Source organism: Halomonas qinghailakensis (assembly GCF_025820815.1).
Taxonomy (GTDB): domain Bacteria; phylum Pseudomonadota; class Gammaproteobacteria; order Pseudomonadales; family Halomonadaceae; genus Vreelandella; species Vreelandella qaidamensis.
The window spans coordinates 2,465,470-2,484,403 of the sequence record NZ_CP096973.1 but is presented as its reverse complement, the minus strand read 5'-3'; the positions used below and the strand labels follow the sequence as shown (position 1 = coordinate 2,484,403).

The window sequence follows — 18,934 nt, the reverse complement described above, 5'->3', positions numbered from 1 at the left end:
CTTATTCGGCACACTTGATACATTTCAGCACTAACGGGTCCCAGGTGAGGCGTTTGGCACCAATCCATTCGCCACACTCAATGCACTCGCCAAAGTTCTGTTGTTCAATACGCTGCAAGGCGCCGCTAATACGCTTAAGCGATATTTGACGGCGCTGCTCCTCTGCCTTTGCCATGGCTTGACCCTGCAGCGCATCCATACGTGACAACCGCCCTACCGTCGTTTGATCAAGCTCCACCGTCTCTCTTGAAGACGCGCTTTCAATGCTTTCTTCTCGCAAAGAAACCTCTAGGGCCAACAGCTTTTGGCGTATCGCGGCTATGTCTACCTCAGGGTGATTCATCTGCCTCTCCTAATGACTTCAGCGCAGAATCAGCACCGGCAAATGGGCATTGCGCAACATGGCGGTCGTCGTGCTGCCAACCAGCAAATGACGAATACGCGAATGACCATAGGCACCCATGACCAACAAATCGATACCGTGCTCTTGCTTATAAGCGCGCAACGTTTCTTCTATTTCACCAGCGCGAATTACCCCTTCAGCTTGGTGACCAGAAGACTCAAGGACATCAATTGCCCACTCAAGCTGTGACCGGTTTTCTGCAGTCTCAGCGCCCACGATCACGACATGGCAGGCAGCACCTTCAAAAAGCGGGCTTTTGGCTAGCATTTCAACGCCTTTGCGAGCTGTTTTGCTCCCATCAAACGCCATCATCACGTTTTTCGGCTGCGTAAACTGCTTAGGCACCATCAATAGAGGGCGATGCATCTCGCGCACGACACGTTCAAGATTCGAGCCTAGATGGCCACTAGCTTGATGCGCGGTTTCGCCACGCTTGCCTAATACCAATAAACGCATCTCTTTTTCGTTCTCAACCAAAGTCTCTACCAACGTACCGTTGCGCTGGAGGCAGAGTGGATCAGCAATACCGGCTTCCATTGCGCGTGCTTTTGCCGCATCGAGCATATAACGCCCCTGCTCACGGGCAACTTTCGCACGCTGCTCTTCAATATCAGATAGCTTTTCTAGCAAATGCTCTCGGGTCCCTAAGCCTAAATTCCCGGTTAGATCAGGCTCTGTCACCTGAGGGTGGTTATCCAAGGTATGAATAAAGCTTAATGGCGCATCAAGTGCCTTGGCAGCCCAAACAGCATAATCACAGATGCTTTCTGAATACTGAGATCCATCAATAGCGGCAAACACGCGATCAGACATAAAAACGACTCCTTGAGCGGGTGCGTTAAGATTTTTATTATTCTCATTCTTTTTTACACGAACTTATTGACCAGCGACACCTTAACGCACTCTTTGTGTTCATCCCTATCGTTATAGGGTGAGTGGTACACTTAACGGCCTATTAACGCGGCCAGTTAAAGGAGTCACGATGGAGCATGGTATCGCGAGCATGCTACTGGTAGCCCTAGGCGGCGCGTTGGGCGGCATGAGTCGCTATGCTGTTTCTAGCCTTATGGCCTACCTGCTGGGTAACACCTTTCCTTGGGGCACCTTACTGGTGAATGCCAGCGGTGCGTTTATAGCGGGCGGGCTACTCGGATACTACGGCGTGCCAACCACACAGCCACTGTGGCTATTTGCTATCGCAGGCTTGTTAGGTGGCTACACCACCGTTTCATCATTTAGCTTACAAACTATTGAACTGTGGCAAAGCGGCCAAGCGCTGCGTGCCGCCTTGAATATTGCCGCCACCTTACTGCTCGGCATGGTGATGGTCACGCTAGGCTGGCTACTAGCTAAGGAGCTGCTATGAGTTGGCAAGCCTATTTGGCAGTCGGTATTGGCAGCGGGATTGGCAGTGCACTTCGCTACGGGGTATCTCTCGTGTCTTTGGCAGCGCTTGGCGGCTATTTCCCCTGGGGTACGCTGCTGGTTAACGTACTGGGCTCTGGAGTCATCGGATGGGTTGCCGCTACCGCCTCACGTTTTCCTAAGGGCAAGCTTGCGCACTGGCAGCCGCTGTTAGTCGCCGGTTTTTGTGGCGGCTTTACCACGTTTTCACTCTTTAGCCTGGAAACCTTGCACCTTATTCAGCAAGGACTTTCTGGGCTAGCGCTGCTTTATATACTCATCAGCCTACCGCTTTGGTTACTGGCGGCCTGGCTAGGAGAACGTATAGCGCTTTCTCGTTTATAGCCGTAGGTATTTTATGCGCGAGCAGTTAGAGCGACAGCAGTCTTGGCTTTACCTAGGGTTTATCTGCTTAGGGCTTACGTTGGGTCTGGTAGCTCCCTTACTAGCGTCATCACTTGAACAGCTGTTATGGCCGCTACTCGGTATACTGCTCTACGCCACCTTTACTCAAATACCGCTATTACATATCAAGCAAAGCGTTACCGATAAACGCTTTATGGCAGCACTGCTGATTGGCAACTTTATCATCATCCCTGCGCTACTAGGGGCCTTGGTGCTAAGCCTTTTAGTACTGGGGCTACCGCTTCATCCACCGGTGATGGCGGGTGTTTTGCTAGTGCTGCTGATGCCCTGCACAGACTGGTTTATTACCTTCACGCACTTAGGCAAAGGCGATGCCGCCCGCGCTGTTGCGGCAACGCCAGTGCTGCTGATCATGCAAATGGTCGCGTTACCCGCTTATCTATGGCTATTTTTAGGCGGCGAGTGGTTTCAGTTAACGTTGTCTGCCGGCCTTTTCAGCGCTTTTACGGGAGTGATCCTGCTGCCCTTAGGCTTGGCATGGCTAACAGAGCTTACCGCCCAGCGCTATCACGCGGTTGAGCGAGCCACCGACCAGCTTGGCTACTTGCCAGTGCCGCTGCTGGCATTGGTCGTATTGGTCATTGCTGCAACACAGGTGAATAGCGTACTAGCGCTTTCTCACGTACTGATGCAAGTAGTGCTTATTTTTGTAGGCTATTTAGTAGTGGCGGCATTTATAGGTAAAGTGCTGGGCAGGCTATTTAAGCTTCCCGCCACTAGCGCCCGAACACTTGCCTTTAGTTTTAGTACGCGCAATTCGTTTGTCATGTTGCCTATTGCGCTTACTCTGCCCAATGGATGGCAAGCCGCGGTGGTAGTGATTGTTTTTCAATCGCTAGTAGAGCTATTTGGCATGGTGGCGTTTATACGCTGGGTGCCAAGCAGGCTAATTCCGAGCCGCCTATAAAAAACGCCGGCCCCTTTGCGTGGTGACCGGCGTTAAAGTGTGCGTATTGATTAACGTAATATCAGTACCGGAATTCGGCTGCCACGTAGCATCGCTGTTGTGGTGCTCCCCACCAGCAAGTGACGGATACGCGAATGGCCGTAAGCGCCCATCACTAGCAGGTCAATAGCATGCTCCTTCTCGTACGCTTGCAAAGCGTCGTCTACCTCACCGGAACGGATGGCTCCCTCGGCTTGGTGACCTGCATCGAGCAGCGTACTCAACGCCCATTCAAGCTCACTGCGATGCTCTGCAGTGTCAGCACCCACAATTAGCACATGACATTCGGTACCCGCGAATAAAGGCGAGCGCGCCAGCATCTCGACCCCTTTCCGGGCAGTTTTGCTACCGTCAAACGCAATCAGTACCTTTTCCGGCTGCTTAAAGGCTTTAGGCACCATGAGAATTGGGCGGTGCATTTCACGCACCACACGCTCAAGGTTAGAACCTAGGTGGCCGCTGGCATGGTGAGCCGTTTCGCCACGCTTGCCTACCACCAATAAACGAATGTCTTTCTCTAGCTCTACCAAGGTTTCGACCAGCGTGCCGTTAAGCTGGCGAACAATGGGATCAACGACCCCATCTTCCACTGCCCGTGCCTTAGCAGCTTCCAACATGAGCTTGCCTTGCTCACGGTTCACCTTAGCGCGTTGCTCATCAAGCTCGGAAAGCTCTTTCATCAAGCGCTCGCGGGCACCAAACCTTAGGTTACCCGACAAATTTTGTTCTTCTGGTACATCAGAATGATTATCCACCACATGCACAAAGCTAAGCGGTGCATTTAATGCCAAGCTTGCCCAGGCGGCGTAGTCACAGACGCTTTCTGCATATTGGGAGCCGTCAATCGCGGCGAGTACGTGTTCAGTCATATCGCTCTCCTTGCGGTAGTTAGTGGCCGCCCATCAGCTTTTCAACAGCTTCAGGATCGTTGTGTACCGCGTAACGATCTACCACGGTGGCACTGGCTTCACTCAAGCCCACTAGTTCGACCTCGGTACCTTCACGGCGGAACTTAATCACCACGCGGTCCAGGGCCTGAACAGCGGTAATATCCCAGAAGTGAGCACGGGAAAGGTTGATGGTGACCTTATCGATGCTCTCTTTAAAATCGAAGGCGGCAATAAAACGCTCAGAAGAGGCAAAGAACACTTGGCCAACCACTTGGTATTCACGCTCTTTACCGGGCTCTACTTCTTTCGAGCCGATATACATGATGTTGCCGACTTTGTTAGCAAAGAACATCGCCGCCAACAGCACACCAACAAACACGCCAATAGCCAAGTTGTGTGTGCCTACTGTTACGACAACGGTAGCTACCATCACAACGTTGGTGCTCATCGGGTGTTTTTTCAGATCGCGAATCGATTCCCAACTGAAGGTACCAATCGACACCATGATCATGACTGCCACCAACGCTGCCATGGGGATCTGCGAGACCCAATCAGCAAGGAAGACCACCATCATTAATAGCGCAATACCAGCGATTAACGTTGAAGTACGGCGACGGCCACCCGATTTAATGTTGATCACTGATTGGCCAATCATCGCACACCCCGCCATACCACCGATCAAACCAGCACCGATATTAGCGATACCTTGACCTTTACACTCGCGGTTTTTATCACTTTTGGTGTCGGTTAAATCGTCAATAATGGTGGCTGTCATCATGGATTCCAGCAGTCCCACCACGGCCAACATTAGCGAGTAGGGCAATACGATCATTAATGTTTCGAAATTCAGCGGCACATCAGGCCACAAAAACATTGGCAAGCTATCCGGCAGTTCACCCATGTCACCTACACTGCGAATTTCCATGCCAGTCACCATGTAAACAACAGTGAGGACGACAATACATACCAACGGCGATGGAATGGCTTTGCCAACCACAGGCACATAGGGAAAACCGTAAATGATGGCTAAGCCTGCAATCGTCATGACATATACATGCCAAGTAACGCCGGTTAACTCAGGCAATTGGGCCATAAAGATAAGAATTGCTAGCGCGTTTACAAACCCGGTAACCACCGAACGAGACACAAAACGCATTAGCTCAGCAAGCTTTAAGTAGCCTGCAATAATCTGTAGTACACCAGTAAGCAGCGTGGCCGCCAACAGGTACTCCAAACCGTGCTCTTTTACCAGCGTAATCATCAACAACGCCATGGCACCGGTTGCAGCAGAGATCATACCCGAGCGCCCACCAGTGAAGGCAATGATGACGCAGATCGCAAAGGAAGCATAAAGGCCCACTTTGGGGTCTACGCCCGCAATAATTGAGAATGCAATGGCTTCAGGAATCAGCGCAAGCGCAACGACAATCCCCGCAAGGGTGTCGCCCTTGAGGTTAGAAAGCCAAGATTGTTTAAACTTTTCGTACATGCGAAGGGTCCATGGTTAAGGTTTGAAGATTGGCCAAAAGCGGGCAGACAACGCCACCAAGCATTGGCACGCTGAGGATGTACCACTTTTTATTGTGAAGATAAGCTGGCGTTTGATACTGAGACGACCACGCACTACATGAGATGAGCGCGGCTAAATTTAAGTACCAGAAAGCAATGACAGCGCGATGAATGCGCAGCCATTGCCTTAAGAAAGGCGGGGAGCTAGGGCGGAGTCATCAGCCCAGAAAAGATGTGAGTAAATGCGGTCATTAGTAATATTCTGTACGGTTGCAATAAGCAAGGTGCGACAAAGCGCAATATTCTAACAGCATCATAGCCGCATTGCATCTCACGTTATTCTCAGTAGCCCACGTTCTGACACACGCGGATGCGCCGTCACCGCTACTTAGGCAGGGTGACCTATCACCTGATTGTGGCGTACCATTGCGCCACCAGAAACGATGACAATTGCCAACGTTTTGTGTTGAAGCGGCACATATATGCACGTGCCGAATATGCCCGCCAAAGAGGAGAAATGGATGATGAGCCAGTCAATTGCGGTGATTAAAGGCGACGGTATCGGCCCCGAAATTATGGATGCAACCCTGCGCGTGCTTGATGCGCTGGAGTGCGGCCTGAATTATGAGTTTATCGATGCTGGCTTGGCGGCGCTTGAAAAGCACGGAACGCTGATTCCTCAAGAATCGCTTGATACCATCGAGAAGTACGGTATTGCCCTGAAAGGCCCGCTGACCACCCCCATTGGCAAAGGTTTCTCCTCCATCAACGTGCAGCTGCGTCGTCACTTTGACTTGTACGCCAACGTGCGCCCAGCGATTAGCTTCCCCGGTACGCGTTCGCGTTACAACGATATCGATATGATTACAGTGCGGGAAAACACCGAAGGTGCTTACCTCTCTGATGGCCAAGAGATGATTGACGATGGCAACACCGGCATCTCAGTTATCAAAGTGACTCGCCAGGGTTCCGAACGTATTGTGCGCTATGCGTTTGAACTAGCAAAAAATAACGGTCGTAAGAAAGTCACCGCTGTACATAAAGCTAACATCATTAAAACCAGCTCTGGACTATTTTTGGATGTCGCGCGGGAAGTCGCCAAAGAGTATCCAGAAATCGAATTCCAGGAAATGATTGTGGATAACGCCTGCATGCAGCTGGTGATGAACCCCCACCAGTTTGATGTGGTTGTCACTACCAACTTGTTTGGCGATATTCTTTCCGACCTCTGTGCAGGGCTAGTTGGCGGGTTAGGTCTGGCACCCGGAGCTAACATCGGCGAAAAAGCCGCTATTTTTGAAGCAGTTCACGGCTCGGCACCGGATATTGCCGGACAAAAAATCGCCAACCCTTGCGCCCTACTGCTAGCAGCGGCCCAAATGCTCGACCACTTGGGCATGAACGAAAAAGGCGACGCTATTCGTCACGGAATTCGCGCGGTGCTGGAAACACGCCGCGATATGGTGACACCCGATATGGGCGGTACTGGCACCACCGATACCTTTGCCCAGGCGCTGGTTGAACAAGTAGCTGCCTAATTCCCTCCTGCTCATTTCCTCTCAGTCAACACTATAGAGCCCTATCCATCATCGCAGCATTCGCCGCGGTGATGGATGCTTTAGCCTGCCTCTCTCATCTTTCACCCTAAATAGTTACACAGCCTTCCTTTTTATCGACTCAATTTGCTATACAAAACCATTACAAAAAAGTGCCTTTTATTAATCCTTGGTTTATTATTCATTTATTAACAGATGACAATAGACTGGCTTAAGGGACTAATAATGCTCGAATATCTCACTTTTAACGCCTTACGTAGCGCTCTTTCTCACCATACCGCCTGTATCTATTTTTCATCTGAAGGCATTATCCAAGAAGCTAGTGAGCCATTTCTAACCATGATGGGCTACTCTCTATCTGACATTAAAGGTAAACACCATCGTATTTTTTGTTTGCCTGAGGAAACATCTACTCATCAATATATGGCGTTTTGGACATCCTTGGCAGCTGGCGAAAGCCAACAGGGCCGCTTTCGGCGCGTGAACGCACTCGGCGAAGAAGTTTGGCTTGAAGCGACTTATGTACCGATTAAGAACCGTCGCGGTAAGGTTGTAAAGATTTTCAAAGTCGCCAACGACGTTACTCAAAAGCACCAAAACGCCGCCGGTGAACGCTCCATCCTTCAAGCTCTAAATCACTCAATGGCAGTGATTGAGTTCACAACTGACGGCTATATCTTGGATGCCAATACCAATTTTGAACATGCAATGGGATATCCACTGCACACTCTTCGCGGCGAGCATCACCGCATGTTTTGCGATGATAGCTTTTATCGTGAACATCCCGATTTTTGGAAGTGTTTAAGCGAAGGAGAGTACAAACAAGGTAAGTTTTTGCGCCATAACGCGAAGGGCGACACCGTGTGGCTGGAAGCAACTTATAATCCAATCTTTGATGAGGAAGGTAACGTCGTTAAAGTAGTTAAATTCGCCACCGATATTACTCAAGCAATGTTGGCATCTGAGGCGGCTAAAGCCACGGTCAGCAGTGCCCAAACATCCTCTAGCCAAACCGAACGAATTGCTCAAGATGGATTGACGCATTTACAAACCGTGCTTTCCGAATCACAACATGCCGCTCATGCACTTAATGAAGCACAACAGCTTATCAATGCGCTCAATAAACAGGCCGAGCAAATTAATAGCATTACCGCATCCATCGCGAAAATTGCCAGCCAAACAAATTTGCTTTCGTTAAATGCAGCAGTAGAGGCAGCAAGAGCAGGCGAACAAGGGCGAGGATTTGCGGTCGTGGCGAATGAAGTGCGTCAGTTAGCAAAAGGTTCCAGCGAAGCGGTTAGTGAGATCACTCGGATACTTAAAGAGAATAACGCACTGGTAGCTCGCACTACTCAAGCAATGCAGCAAGTCGTCCAGCAAGGCGAAACCAGCCAGACTAGCGTTAAAGAAATAGAGTCTATTGTCAGTGAGATCTTGCAAGGCGCAAAAAGCGTTTCACACTCTATCGAGCAACTTGCTTTAGACCCAATGTAAGACAAGCTTGTCCATAAGTTTCCCCGCCAGCGCGGCTAAAAAGCAGCTAGCGGGGAAACACGCGCTAATAAGCTAATATGTTAGCGTAATTTCGTTTTACGCAGGTACGGCAGAACGGCGTCGAATTCACCAAACTTCTGCTTGGCATCTTCATCGGACACGCTTGGCGGAATAATAACGTCTTGACCCACTGTCCAGTCAGCGGGCGTTGCAACGCCATGTTTTGCCGTGGCTTGCAGAGCATCTAGCGCGCGCAGGATTTCTGCGAAATTACGGCCTACCGTCATGGGGTAAGTCATCGATAGCTTCAACTGCTTATCCGGCCCGATAATGAACACCGAGCGAACAGTAGCGCTATCAGCCGGGGTGCGGCCATCTGGCAGATAAGCATCTTCTGGCAGCATATCGAACAGTTTGGAAACCTTTAAGCCTTCATCGGCAATAATGGGGAAGCCAACCGTATTGCCGCAAACTTGCTCGATATCGCTTGCCCAGCGTTTGTGATCTTCAACGCCATCCACAGAGACACCAATGACTTTGGTGCCCCGTTTTTCCCATTCGGGGGCCAGTGTTGCCACTGCACCGAATTCTGTGGTGCAGACCGGCGTGAAATCTTTAGGGTGAGAAAAGAGGATCGCCCAGGTATCGCCGATCCAGTCGTGAAAACGAATCGGGCCTTGGCTAGTTTCTGCTTCGAAATCAGGCACTACCGCATTGATACGTAATGACATCGTTCCTCCTTATTAGGGTCAAGTGACCTTAATACCTTATATGACTTTCAACACCTTCACTATAGAACGTTTCGCGCTATAGCAATGAAGTATTCGCTGTGGTCAATCAAGCGGTTTGTCGTCTTTCTCTTCCCGCTTAATGCGTTTTACCCAGCGCTGTTTTGCATAATGGCGCAAGTTCGCCACACTATCGGTTTCATCGACTATATCTTGTCCTAATATCGTCTCAATAATGTCTTCCAGTGTAATAAGACCCACAAAAGTGCCGTGTTCATCATAGACCACCCGCATGTGTAAATGGTCCTTCAACATTGATGTAAACACCTGCTCGACATTGTTCGATACGTCGACACTACCAATCGGATGCATCAGCTCGCGCATAGTTTTGGCGTCATCAGCGTGATACATATCGGCCTTATGCACATAACCAAATGCCTGCTCGCCGTTATCCATTACAGGGAAACGGGTGAAGGGCATTTTGCCATACTGTTCGTCAAACTCCTTAACCGTCATGTTAGGCAATACCGTTTCACAGACAGTACGGGGCGTCATCGCTTTATTGACCGCAATTTCATGCAAATTCAGCATGTTAATAATAGTGCGCGATTCGTCCGCATCTAATACTTTCTCTTCCAAACCTACCCGCGCCAGCACTTTAATTTCATCGCGCAAGTCAACATCATGCTCTGACTTTCCTAAACGGCGCGTAATCTGTTCGGACATCCAGATAAACGGCAGCAACCCAATGATCATTGGGTTCAGTAACCGTGGTAACACGGGTGATAAGCCTCGCCAATAGGTAGCTCCAATCGTTTTGGGTATGATTTCGGAAAGAATTAAAATCAGCATGGTCATAACGGCAGACACAATGGCAATAGATGCTTCGCCAAACACGACCGCAGCCTGCGCCCCTACTGCCGTTGCACCGACAGTATGCGCAATGGTGTTAAGGGTTAAGATCGCGGCCAACGGCCGATCAATATTGGTTTTTAGCTTCGTCAGCGCCGCATGAAGCTTGGGATTATCTTCTTTTTGCTTGGCAATATAGCTTGGCGTAATAGACAGCAGCGCTGCTTCAAGGATAGAGCACAGAAAGGAGAACGCGATTGAAAGAGTAGCAATCGTGATGAGAAGGAACATGGGAGCTCATAGTGATGGATGATGCGTCGTATATAAGGCCATGAATGCTTGGTGTCAATGTGTAAACACATCTTTATTTTCAGACAGCCTGCTAACATCATTTCTCGTGAGCATTTCTCACCACTGCCACTCGCTTCTCGCCACCGCATCGTGGGCATGCAAACTTTCTGCGTGAACTACTTTTAGCTGGTACCCAGAAATATCAGCCATCTTTCTAAGTGCAGCATCCAGACGTTTGGCTGCATCTTCACAGAACATAAGATTCTGGCCATTGGCGAGGGCAAATGCCTGCTCATCGATACGTTTAACGGCTGTCTGTAACGCTGTCCCTAGAGCACTCTCAATACGCTCAATAAGTTCGGCAAGCGGTATGCCATCGTTTCCTGCCAGCCGTATGGAACAGTGGGCGACGCTGCGCTGGCTATGCGGCGTCGCGAGAACACCCTCTTCACTTCCCAACCACGCAAGTACGGCCTGTTTGGTTAACGGTATCTCTTCAAAATCTTCCGCAAACGCTTGCTGAATTAGCTGCCGCGCTAATGCAGCGGAACAGGGGCATGTTGAGGAGTAACCAACGGCTACGTCTAACTCTACCTTGAAACCTGATGGTGTGAGCTGGCTGCGCAGTGTAAACGGATAGCCTTTCCAACCTGACAAAGGGCTGATGAGCGCGTCACGTTTAAGTAATACCTCCCCACTGAACGTTAGGTAAGCGTTTTCTGATAATGCTTGGTGACTCTCTAAAAAGGCCGCAAGAACACGATGAAGTAACGTAGGCGTTAGTGGCTGGTGTTCTAATGCATCCAATGCGGTATACAGCCGTGACATGTGGATACCACGAGCACAGGTTTCCTCAAGGCTAACACCAGCTGACACATTGGCGTTCACTTGGCTCCCCGCCAGCTGTACTGGCAACGCAATGCCTTCCATACCAACCCAGGAAAGCGTGCCCGGCAAACGTGAAGGTTGTTGGGCAATATCGGGTAACGTAAAAGCCATCATTGCATTGCCTCGTTAGTTGATGAGTTAAAGGGTGTGAAAAAACGATAAAGCTGCGCCACAGTGGCAGGCGCGACATTTTGAGTAATGAAGACAAACCGAGAAATGCGGTCATTAACACACTGCATCGGCAGAGGCGTCGGCGGATGGAAAATGTGCTGGACGCCGTGCAGTGCGAGCGGTTCATCGCGATCGGTAAGGTGCACAATCGCTTTAATGCGTAGCATTTTCTCGCCCATCAACGACATCAATAGATTCAGCCAGTTTTCCAAAGCGTCCGGGGTAATTAGCGCCTCCACACAAAAACAAAACGCATTGATATTTTCACCATGGCGAGTCAGCGTTGGCTGGCTAGTGGGCTGTACAAATGCAGCACTATTGTCCCCATGACGACTCCTCTCGTGATTGACATCTTCAGCATGGATAACGCTGTAACGTGCCGACTTAAGCCACTGGTCTACCTGGTAACGTTGAGAATCCCGACGAAAGAGCCCTGCGCCTACCAATAACTTGGGTGAAAGGTTACCGTTCACCACCTGCCACTGCTCTGCTGCCGGGTTAATGGACGCCAGTTGGTTAGCCAGTGGTGTTAGGCGGACTTCGTCGACCAGGTCAGTTTTGGTGATGAGTAATCGGTCTGCTATCGCTATCTGGCGCTGTGACTCACGATGCGCCTGCAACGTTGCCTCACCGTTCGCGGCATCAACACAGCACACCACGCTATCCAACTGAAAACGGTGAGCAAGCCAGTGATCGGTCATTAACAGCTGTAAAATGGGTGCGGGATCGGCAAGTCCTGTGGTTTCAATAACAACACGGGAAGGTGCTGGTTTACCCGCGGCCAACAGCGAATCAATAGCCTGCTGTAGTGTGCGGCTCAAGTCTCCTCTCAATGTGCAGCACAAACAGCCGCTGCTCATCTCCACCACGGCTTGCTCATCGCTTTGCGTAATCAACTGATGATCAAGACCAATATCACCAAACTCATTAATCACGATCAGCGTGTTTTGCATTGACGCTTGGCGTACCCAGCGATTAAGTAATGTTGTCTTACCGCTCCCTAAAAAGCCGGTCAGTACATTAACTGGTGTCAGCATGGAGAATTGCATCACTCCACCCGTGCCTTGCGGAAATGGTGCTCTTTACGCTCTTGGCGCTCCTTCGCTTCAATGCAAAGTTTTGCCGTTGGACGAAAAAGTAGGCGTGGAATACCAATGGGCTCGCCAGTTTCTTCACAGAAGCCGTATTCACCATTTTCGATACGCTGTAAAGCTGCATTAATATTATTGACCAACCGACTTTCGCGATCTGCTTGGCGAAGTGACAACCGTAGCTCCTCCTCAAACGAGGCCTGATCAGCCTCGTCGCTATCTCTCTCATGGGAGGCGATAGCCGTTTTCACCTCTTTTAAATGCGCCTCAAGCTCCGCACGTTCGTTCAAAAGCCGCTGACGGAAAAACGCAAGCTGTACGGCATTCATGTACTCGTCTGCTGATGAGGCCAACAGCAAAGCCTCCTCAGCTTTTTTTGCATCTAGGAATTCAGCGCCATTGTCTGTTCTGGCAGTTATTGACTGAGTGATATCGGGTTGCAATGTATAGCCTCCTATTGATAAAAACGTTATAACATAACAAATAGAGCTCTGCGACCTAACCTTTCTCAATGCTAATGCACTGCCAAACGTAACAGGAGATCTAAATGCCTACCCCAGACTCCCATCAAGCTGCATCTTGGGTGCTACCACAACACGCCGCACTGGATACCGACATCAGCGTACTTCCGCGTATATTTGAAGAACAGATTAACATCGCTATTCTGCACCGCGCTCTGCCCGCCGATGTGGCGCTAAGCGCAAACGCACAGAGCCAGACATCGCGAGACTGGCAGTACGCATGGCTTGGCAGCCCTAAAGATGACTTTAAAAATGACTTGCGCCGAAAGCTCCCAGAGCCGTCAGCGGGTGATGCACTGGTTGATGATATAACCATCATTGCTGAAGCTATCGCATTCCTGTTTGATACCGACACTGTGGGCATTCGTTTACGCTTACTAACGGCGGCGATGTGCCCACGCTTTCACTGCGACAACTTGTCGGTACGCTTAGTAACCACCTATGTTGGCCCAGGCAGTGAATGGTTACCTGAAAGTGCCATTAACCGCGCCGGGCTAGGTGCACCAACATCTGATCGCCCAGAGATTATCAACGACCCAACTGCCATTCAGCGTTTGCAGGCTGGTGACATCGCGTTAATAAAAGGCAGTGGCTGGGTAGGCTGTGAAGAACACGGTTTAGTACACCGCAGCCCCTCTTTGGAGGCAGGTCAAAAGCGGCTACTGCTAACCATTGATCCCGCTTAACGCCTTGAACTTGTCACTAATCCGTCATTCCCCCCTGATAAGGTTTAATAAATTAAATCGCTCATGGGAATGGTCATGCATAACAAACTACTGCTTGCAGGTGTCATAAGTCTCTCGATGTTAACAACCACGGCGTTTGCTGAGTCATTAGGCAACCTAGCCTTTTCTGAAACAACGCCCTATTCCTCAGCAATGACCCTAAAAGATGATTTCACCATTGTAGGTGATGACGAATTAATGGCGATGGATGCCATTAATAGCAATGGTTTTGCTAACGCCATTATCGAGATACCAACAGGCACATCTGCCAAATGGGAAGTTAGCAAAGAAGACCCAAACGCGGTTTATTGGGAGTATAAAGACGGCGAGCCGCGCGTCGTGAATTACTTGGGTTACCCCGGAAATTACGGCGCCATTCCTGGTACTGCCCTGCCCAAAGAACTTGGGGGTGATGGTGACCCATTGGATGTCATTGTATTGGGTCAGGCGATACCGCGCGGTGAGATTGTTGATGTACGTGTTATTGGCGTTTTAAAAATGTTAGACGACGGCGAGCAAGACGACAAACTGGTGGCAGTGCTTACCCAGGATTCACCGTTTGCCCATATCGAAAGTATGCAGCAACTCGATAGTGAGTTTCCTGGCGTTAGCCAGATCGTTGATATCTGGTTTGCGAATTACAAAGGCCCTGATGGTGGCATGGAAGGTCTAGGGTTTGAAGACGCCGAATCTGCATTAACCGTACTAGAAGCAGCGGCTGAGAATTTTTCAGCCCCACAATAAACTTATCGAATAAGACCGCCAAAATTTACGTCGTTTAACCGTCACTGCTCTAAACAATAGAGCAGTGACGTTTTCTTATTTATACATTGTGCTCATTAGCGCTGTTACTTGCATTTATCGCGGCCAAAACACCATGACGTTGATACGTTCTTAGCATGCTCTCGAGGGCTGCCTGCAGGTAGTGAGTAGATGCGGGGCCTTTGGAGTCTTTGGTGAGATGGCTCGGTTTGCCATCTTGTAGCAGGCTGATCTCGCCTTTTTCTAGTGCCACTGAGGTGGCTGTTTTCAGTTGTTCAAAAGACACTGGGGTTTCCAGTAACTTGGCCAGAACCATAGCAAGCGGGGAAAGTGCCACCATTTCATGCCAGGGCGAAGTTGCCCAGCCATTACCATGGCGAATGACCCCACTGTGCCACTGCCACTTAACTGTTGCGGGATCAGCTTCTGCCTCTGCATTTACTGTCGCCATTTGGCTAGCCACGTGTGTGCGTATGCGTACGTGACCACGAATCACATAGGTTTCCAGAAACGCTAAAGCGAGCGCTCGGGCATCCTGCCCAGTAGAAAGCTGGCCGCTGGCAATAAGCGCGGCGGTCAGCTGGTCTACGTTAAGGGTAGCAGGGTAGACTTTCGAGAGTGCTTCCATAAATGCATATTCTAGGGCACTGCCCGGTATGACCTCACCGCCCCGCCAATCCGTGTAAGTTTTAGGCTGACGCGTATCACTGGTAATCTGATGATCAAAGAAGACGCCAGCAACGTAGAATTTCTGCAAGCGCTCAGCATCCAGTGCATAGCGAATTTTTGCCTGTTGAGATTTATGCACTAGCAGGGTCTGCCGGAAGGCACGATTACGCACAAAATCAAGGTACTGCTCTAGCTGCTCTTGATGGGTAACTTCTTTACTTAATGGTTCGGCAATAGAGGAGGCATAATTGCTTAGGAACATAGTGTTGGGCTCAGCTTCTGCCAGATACCCCAGTCCATACTCACCTGCCAGCGCCATAAAGTCCTTGAAATACATCGGCTGGTTACAGGGCTCTAGGAACTCGTGGAGCAGGTAGCTGGCTTTACCTTGGCGGATGTGGTCGGCATTTTCATCCAGCACTTTCCGTAAAACGCTATTATCCAGGCTGACCTGCTGAAGAAAATCCACCATGCCCATAGCGTAGGAGAGTTTTTCTTCCGGCGTGACGCGCTCAGCACCCCGCAACAGCATGGCATCACGGATGATCTCCTTGGTTTTCCAACCTGGGTACGTGTTGTAGCTGATATAGGCAATACCGCTTTCGCTCAAGTTTTCAGAGCAAACTCGTAAAATAGCCTGCTGTACTGATGTGGGCACCCAGCTAAACACGCCGTGACAAATGATATAATCATAAGGCTGCTCAGCCTTACCTATCTCTTCAATATTAACGGCTTGTAGACGCACATTGGCTAACCCAATCTCATTTAGCCGCGCTTTGCCATGGTTAATCTGCACGTCGGAAAGGTCGATACCCACCACCTGAGCCTGGGGGTTACGAGCGGCATAAGGGAAAATATTCTCCCCAGCAGAGCAGCCGATTTCTAGCACCCTTGCCGTTGCTGGGTCTGGCGCGTCAAGGCCGAATAGAAAAGCCAGTGCATGAAGATGCTCTGGTGCTGTTTGCGGAAAGGGATGAGATTCGTAGGGTACGCTGTCGTAGCTCTGCTTCAACAGGGAAACGAGGTCTTTTGTCATATTCGTTACCATAGTCGTTACTGTGCGAAAGGCGTACCCTTCTACTGCTTAGCACGCATGGCTCAGAATATACGAACGATGTGATTTGTCGTGCATTTGGTTTACTTATGCCGTTTAAGTACCGTTTATCGATAACGTTGCCGCATCTATCTCCAGACAAAAGCACCCAGGGTTAGTGTTAAGCCCGCAGTGGTAGTGCCGCGCCAATAGCGACAAAAATACCTCCACAGGTGCGGTTGAAACCACGGCCAACACGCTTCAACCAATGACGAATGCGGTTAGCCATATTGGCAAGCAAGCCTTCAACTAAGCATTCAATGATCACAAAGGTGCCTGCCAGTACGAAAAACTGCAGGATCAAGCTACGTTGCGGGTCAATAAACTGAGGTAAAAATGCGCTGAAAAACAGCAGCACTTTTGGGTTAGTGATGGATGACAGTGCGCCTTGGCGGTATAGATGCCAGCCACTCTTCCAACTGGCATTCACATCAACTTCCCCACTGATAGGCGGTGAACGCCATACCTGAATACCCAACCATACAAGGTAGGCTCCGCCGACCCATTTCAGCACGGTTAGCCACACCACAGACGACTTAACCAGCGCCCCAATACCAAACAAACACAGGGCGATGATCAAGATAAATCCTGTAGCGCCCCCGGCGATAGTGAACAGTGTTTTTCGGCTGCCATGCAGCGCCCCGTGGGTAAGCGCCAGCAGGCCGTTCGGCCCTGGTGAAAGCGACAAGCCTATGCAGGCAATGAAATATAGCAACCATGTATCGAATAACATGTTAATGCACCACCCACTGATAAGTACGCTTGAGTTGCCAGCATGTCACTGCCACTCAGCGTTTTCCACCAGTTAATAGACTAATACTAAAACGCCTCCAAAAAGGAGGCGTTGGACGAACAAGTCGCGCGCTGGCATCTAACGTTTACGCAAATACTTGGTTCCATTCACTGCGCTTAGCCAGCAGGTCTTTAGCAAGCTCTTGGGCACCTTCCAGGCTGTGACTGGCGGCCCAGCCGCACTGCATTTCATTACAGGCGGGTACTTCCGTTGCGGTTAGCACATCATTTAGCGTCTTCTCGATGATACTTAACACATCGTCATAATCATCGTGGTTGATCATTGCGATATAAAAACCGGTTTGGCAACCCATCGGGCTAATGTCAACCACCTTGTCGGTGTGATTACGCGACATCTCAGCCATCAAGTGCTCTAAGGAGTGCAGTGCCGGCATCTCCATGTGCCCTTTATTAGGCTGGCAAATGCGCAAATCATACTTATGAATGCGGTCGCCATGTTGGCCTTCTTTAATATCAGCCAAACGTACGTAAGGCGCTTTTACCTTGGTATGGTCCAGGTTAAAGCTTTCGACGTTCATTTTCTTTTCGGTCATATTGGCTCCGTCATCTTGGTATATCGCTTGCGTCGTCTAAACAACCGCTAGTGCTTTTTACACCTTAGGAGCGTCAAAGTTCCACGGCTCGTCGGTATAGACACACACGTTTGCATCTTCAATGTCGCCCTCAGGGGACTCAACGTGCTTAGCGAAAAAATCTTGAATCTCTTTACGCTGGCAATGGGCCTCAAACTCTTCACGGCTGGCCCAAATTTCGTGAAATACAATTGGATAGCTGGTGCCTTGGGCAAACGGGTTATCAATCTGCCGCGTGACGGTGTAGTGAATACAGGCATCTTCGCGATGGGTGTTAGGTTCCAAAGCTTGCAGTGCCTTAAATACCGCTTCTTCTTTTCCGGCCTTGGGCTTAAAGCTGGCGATACAGTAAATTTTTTCTGACATAGTTATATCCTAAGCGGTTGAGTGGGCATCATTATGCGGCCTGTCGATGCGGGTTCACAACCTAACGACTCATTCGGTCCGCCAGCGCTTCTAAATCAGTTACCGTCATATCCGGTTCACCTCCCCAGGGGTCAAACGGAGCGTCAGAGTGACGGCGCACCCAGGCGCTGCGCAAGCCAGCATGGGTTGCCCCAATGACATCAAACGGGTTGCTGGAAATCAGCCAGGTGTGTTCTGGGCGTGCTTCTAAGCGGGTGCGTAAATAAGCATATACGGCGGGGTCCGGCTTGAAGCGTTTAACATCATCAACACTGACCACGTCATCCATATGGCTTTCCACGCCCGCGCGCGTAAGTAGCTTAGTGACGGCTTCTTGAGTGCCGTTAGAAAACGCCACGCAGCGAATACCCGCATCACGGAGCTGGTCAAGCGCGGGGATCACATCGGCAAATGCAGGCAACTCAGCATAGACGGCCATTAAGTGGTCTTGGTCGTTATCTGATAGGCCCGTTTGCAGCGCGCGGTCGGTGAATACTAATGCCTCCCGCGTGCATTCCGAAAACGGCACATAAGCCCCCATCAACCCATGACGAAAGCTATATTCCAGCTGTTTTTCCCGCCAACGCTTAGCAAACTCTGCTGCTTTGGTGGCATCACTAAGGCGGCGTTCCAACTCTACCGATACCCCTTGGGTATCAATAAGCGTGCCGTATACATCAAAGGCGAGTACTGGTTGCATGACAGCTCCTGGCGTGGTGGATAAG

At 50.1% G+C, this 18,934-nt stretch carries 21 protein-coding genes; 7 read left to right on the top strand and 14 right to left on the bottom strand.

Annotated features, from left to right (window positions below):
* Window position 1 precedes the first annotated feature (1 nt).
* Together M0220_RS11550 and M0220_RS11545 are read right to left on the bottom strand one after the other, a co-directional pair.
* Window positions 2–343 (bottom strand): TraR/DksA family transcriptional regulator, encoded by a 342-nt coding sequence (locus M0220_RS11550; RefSeq protein WP_030073863.1) that lies wholly within the window; start codon window positions 341–343, stop codon window positions 2–4.
* An 18-nt stretch (window positions 344–361) separates the two neighbouring features.
* A complete protein-coding gene (locus M0220_RS11545) occupies window positions 362–1,216 on the bottom strand; it encodes a universal stress protein (RefSeq protein ID WP_030073864.1) in 855 nt (284 codons plus the stop codon).
* A 169-nt stretch (window positions 1,217–1,385) separates the two neighbouring features.
* Here M0220_RS11545 and crcB (M0220_RS11540) point away from each other — a divergent pair, with 169 nt between their 5' ends.
* The 3 genes from crcB (M0220_RS11540) to M0220_RS11530 are packed head-to-tail and all read left to right on the top strand — an operon-like array spanning window position 1,386 to window position 3,140.
* Complete coding sequence (gene crcB, locus M0220_RS11540) at window positions 1,386–1,769, top strand: fluoride efflux transporter CrcB (protein WP_030073870.1); 384 nt, start codon at window positions 1,386–1,388, stop codon at window positions 1,767–1,769.
* Window positions 1,766–2,152, top strand: coding sequence for a fluoride efflux transporter CrcB (gene crcB / locus M0220_RS11535; protein ID WP_030073872.1), 387 nt, complete (start codon window positions 1,766–1,768; stop codon window positions 2,150–2,152). The genes crcB (M0220_RS11540) and crcB (M0220_RS11535) overlap by 4 nt, the downstream gene beginning before the upstream one ends.
* Before the next feature lie 13 nt (window positions 2,153–2,165).
* Window positions 2,166–3,140 carry an arsenic resistance protein gene (locus M0220_RS11530; protein WP_264017691.1) on the top strand — a complete coding sequence of 325 codons (975 nt, stop codon included), beginning with the start codon at window positions 2,166–2,168 and terminating at the stop codon, window positions 3,138–3,140.
* Window positions 3,141–3,190: 50 nt separating this feature from the next.
* Here M0220_RS11530 and M0220_RS11525 read toward each other — a convergent pair whose 3' ends face one another.
* Together M0220_RS11525 and M0220_RS11520 are read right to left on the bottom strand one after the other, a co-directional pair.
* Window positions 3,191–4,048, bottom strand: coding sequence for a universal stress protein (locus M0220_RS11525; RefSeq protein ID WP_264017690.1), 858 nt, complete (start codon window positions 4,046–4,048; stop codon window positions 3,191–3,193).
* Window positions 4,049–4,067: 19 nt separating this feature from the next.
* On the bottom strand, window positions 4,068–5,558 hold the full coding sequence (locus tag M0220_RS11520; RefSeq protein ID WP_009721393.1) for a SulP family inorganic anion transporter: 1,491 nt from the start codon (window positions 5,556–5,558) through the stop codon (window positions 4,068–4,070).
* A 544-nt stretch (window positions 5,559–6,102) separates the two neighbouring features.
* Between M0220_RS11520 and M0220_RS11515 the strand changes: the two genes are divergently transcribed.
* Together M0220_RS11515 and M0220_RS11510 are read left to right on the top strand one after the other, a co-directional pair.
* Window positions 6,103–7,116: an isocitrate dehydrogenase gene (locus tag M0220_RS11515; protein ID WP_030073879.1), complete on the top strand. Its 1,014-nt coding sequence runs from the start codon at window positions 6,103–6,105 to the stop codon at window positions 7,114–7,116.
* 243 nt (window positions 7,117–7,359) lie between these two features.
* Entirely contained in the window at window positions 7,360–8,628 is a 1,269-nt protein-coding gene (locus tag M0220_RS11510) for a methyl-accepting chemotaxis protein (protein ID WP_264017689.1), read from the top strand.
* Window positions 8,629–8,708: 80 nt separating this feature from the next.
* Here the strand turns inward: M0220_RS11510 and M0220_RS11505 are convergent, their stop codons facing one another.
* The 5 genes from M0220_RS11505 to dksA all read right to left on the bottom strand — a co-directional run bounded on the left by M0220_RS11505 (window position 8,709) and on the right by dksA (window position 13,092).
* Complete coding sequence (locus M0220_RS11505; RefSeq protein WP_264017688.1) at window positions 8,709–9,359, bottom strand: peroxiredoxin; 651 nt, start codon at window positions 9,357–9,359, stop codon at window positions 8,709–8,711.
* Window positions 9,360–9,461: 102 nt separating this feature from the next.
* The gene (locus M0220_RS11500) at window positions 9,462–10,499 is read right to left on the bottom strand and encodes a CNNM domain-containing protein (protein ID WP_030073885.1); all 1,038 of its coding nucleotides are present in this window, start codon (window positions 10,497–10,499) and stop codon (window positions 9,462–9,464) included.
* Between the two features lie 117 nt (window positions 10,500–10,616).
* Window positions 10,617–11,501, bottom strand: a complete 885-nt coding sequence (gene folE2 / locus M0220_RS11495; protein WP_030073886.1) for a GTP cyclohydrolase FolE2 — start codon at window positions 11,499–11,501, stop codon at window positions 10,617–10,619.
* Window positions 11,498–12,607: a CobW family GTP-binding protein gene (locus tag M0220_RS11490; protein ID WP_030073888.1), complete on the bottom strand. Its 1,110-nt coding sequence runs from the start codon at window positions 12,605–12,607 to the stop codon at window positions 11,498–11,500. Before M0220_RS11490 ends, folE2 begins: the two co-directional genes overlap by 4 nt.
* Window positions 12,607–13,092 carry an RNA polymerase-binding protein DksA gene (dksA, locus tag M0220_RS11485; protein ID WP_232222391.1) on the bottom strand — a complete coding sequence of 162 codons (486 nt, stop codon included), beginning with the start codon at window positions 13,090–13,092 and terminating at the stop codon, window positions 12,607–12,609. Before dksA ends, M0220_RS11490 begins: the two co-directional genes overlap by 1 nt.
* Before the next feature lie 104 nt (window positions 13,093–13,196).
* Here dksA and M0220_RS11480 point away from each other — a divergent pair, with 104 nt between their 5' ends.
* Entirely contained in the window at window positions 13,197–13,856 is a 660-nt protein-coding gene (locus M0220_RS11480) for a DUF1826 domain-containing protein (RefSeq protein WP_264017687.1), read from the top strand.
* Window positions 13,857–13,931: 75 nt separating this feature from the next.
* Window positions 13,932–14,639 (top strand): inorganic diphosphatase, encoded by a 708-nt coding sequence (locus M0220_RS11475; protein WP_030073894.1) that lies wholly within the window; start codon window positions 13,932–13,934, stop codon window positions 14,637–14,639.
* Window positions 14,640–14,718: 79 nt separating this feature from the next.
* Here M0220_RS11475 and M0220_RS11470 read toward each other — a convergent pair whose 3' ends face one another.
* The 5 genes from M0220_RS11470 to M0220_RS11450 all read right to left on the bottom strand — a co-directional run bounded on the left by M0220_RS11470 (window position 14,719) and on the right by M0220_RS11450 (window position 18,909).
* Complete coding sequence (locus M0220_RS11470) at window positions 14,719–16,362, bottom strand: methyltransferase regulatory domain-containing protein (RefSeq protein ID WP_051690189.1); 1,644 nt, start codon at window positions 16,360–16,362, stop codon at window positions 14,719–14,721.
* Between the two features lie 178 nt (window positions 16,363–16,540).
* Window positions 16,541–17,152 carry a LysE family translocator gene (locus tag M0220_RS11465; RefSeq protein ID WP_030073898.1) on the bottom strand — a complete coding sequence of 204 codons (612 nt, stop codon included), beginning with the start codon at window positions 17,150–17,152 and terminating at the stop codon, window positions 16,541–16,543.
* A gap of 145 nt (window positions 17,153–17,297) precedes the next feature.
* Window positions 17,298–17,765 (bottom strand): S-ribosylhomocysteine lyase, encoded by a 468-nt coding sequence (locus tag M0220_RS11460; protein ID WP_030073899.1) that lies wholly within the window; start codon window positions 17,763–17,765, stop codon window positions 17,298–17,300.
* A 57-nt stretch (window positions 17,766–17,822) separates the two neighbouring features.
* Complete coding sequence (locus tag M0220_RS11455) at window positions 17,823–18,170, bottom strand: putative quinol monooxygenase (RefSeq protein WP_030073901.1); 348 nt, start codon at window positions 18,168–18,170, stop codon at window positions 17,823–17,825.
* Window positions 18,171–18,231: 61 nt separating this feature from the next.
* Entirely contained in the window at window positions 18,232–18,909 is a 678-nt protein-coding gene (locus tag M0220_RS11450; protein ID WP_264017686.1) for a haloacid dehalogenase type II, read from the bottom strand.
* Window positions 18,910–18,934 lie beyond the last annotated feature (25 nt).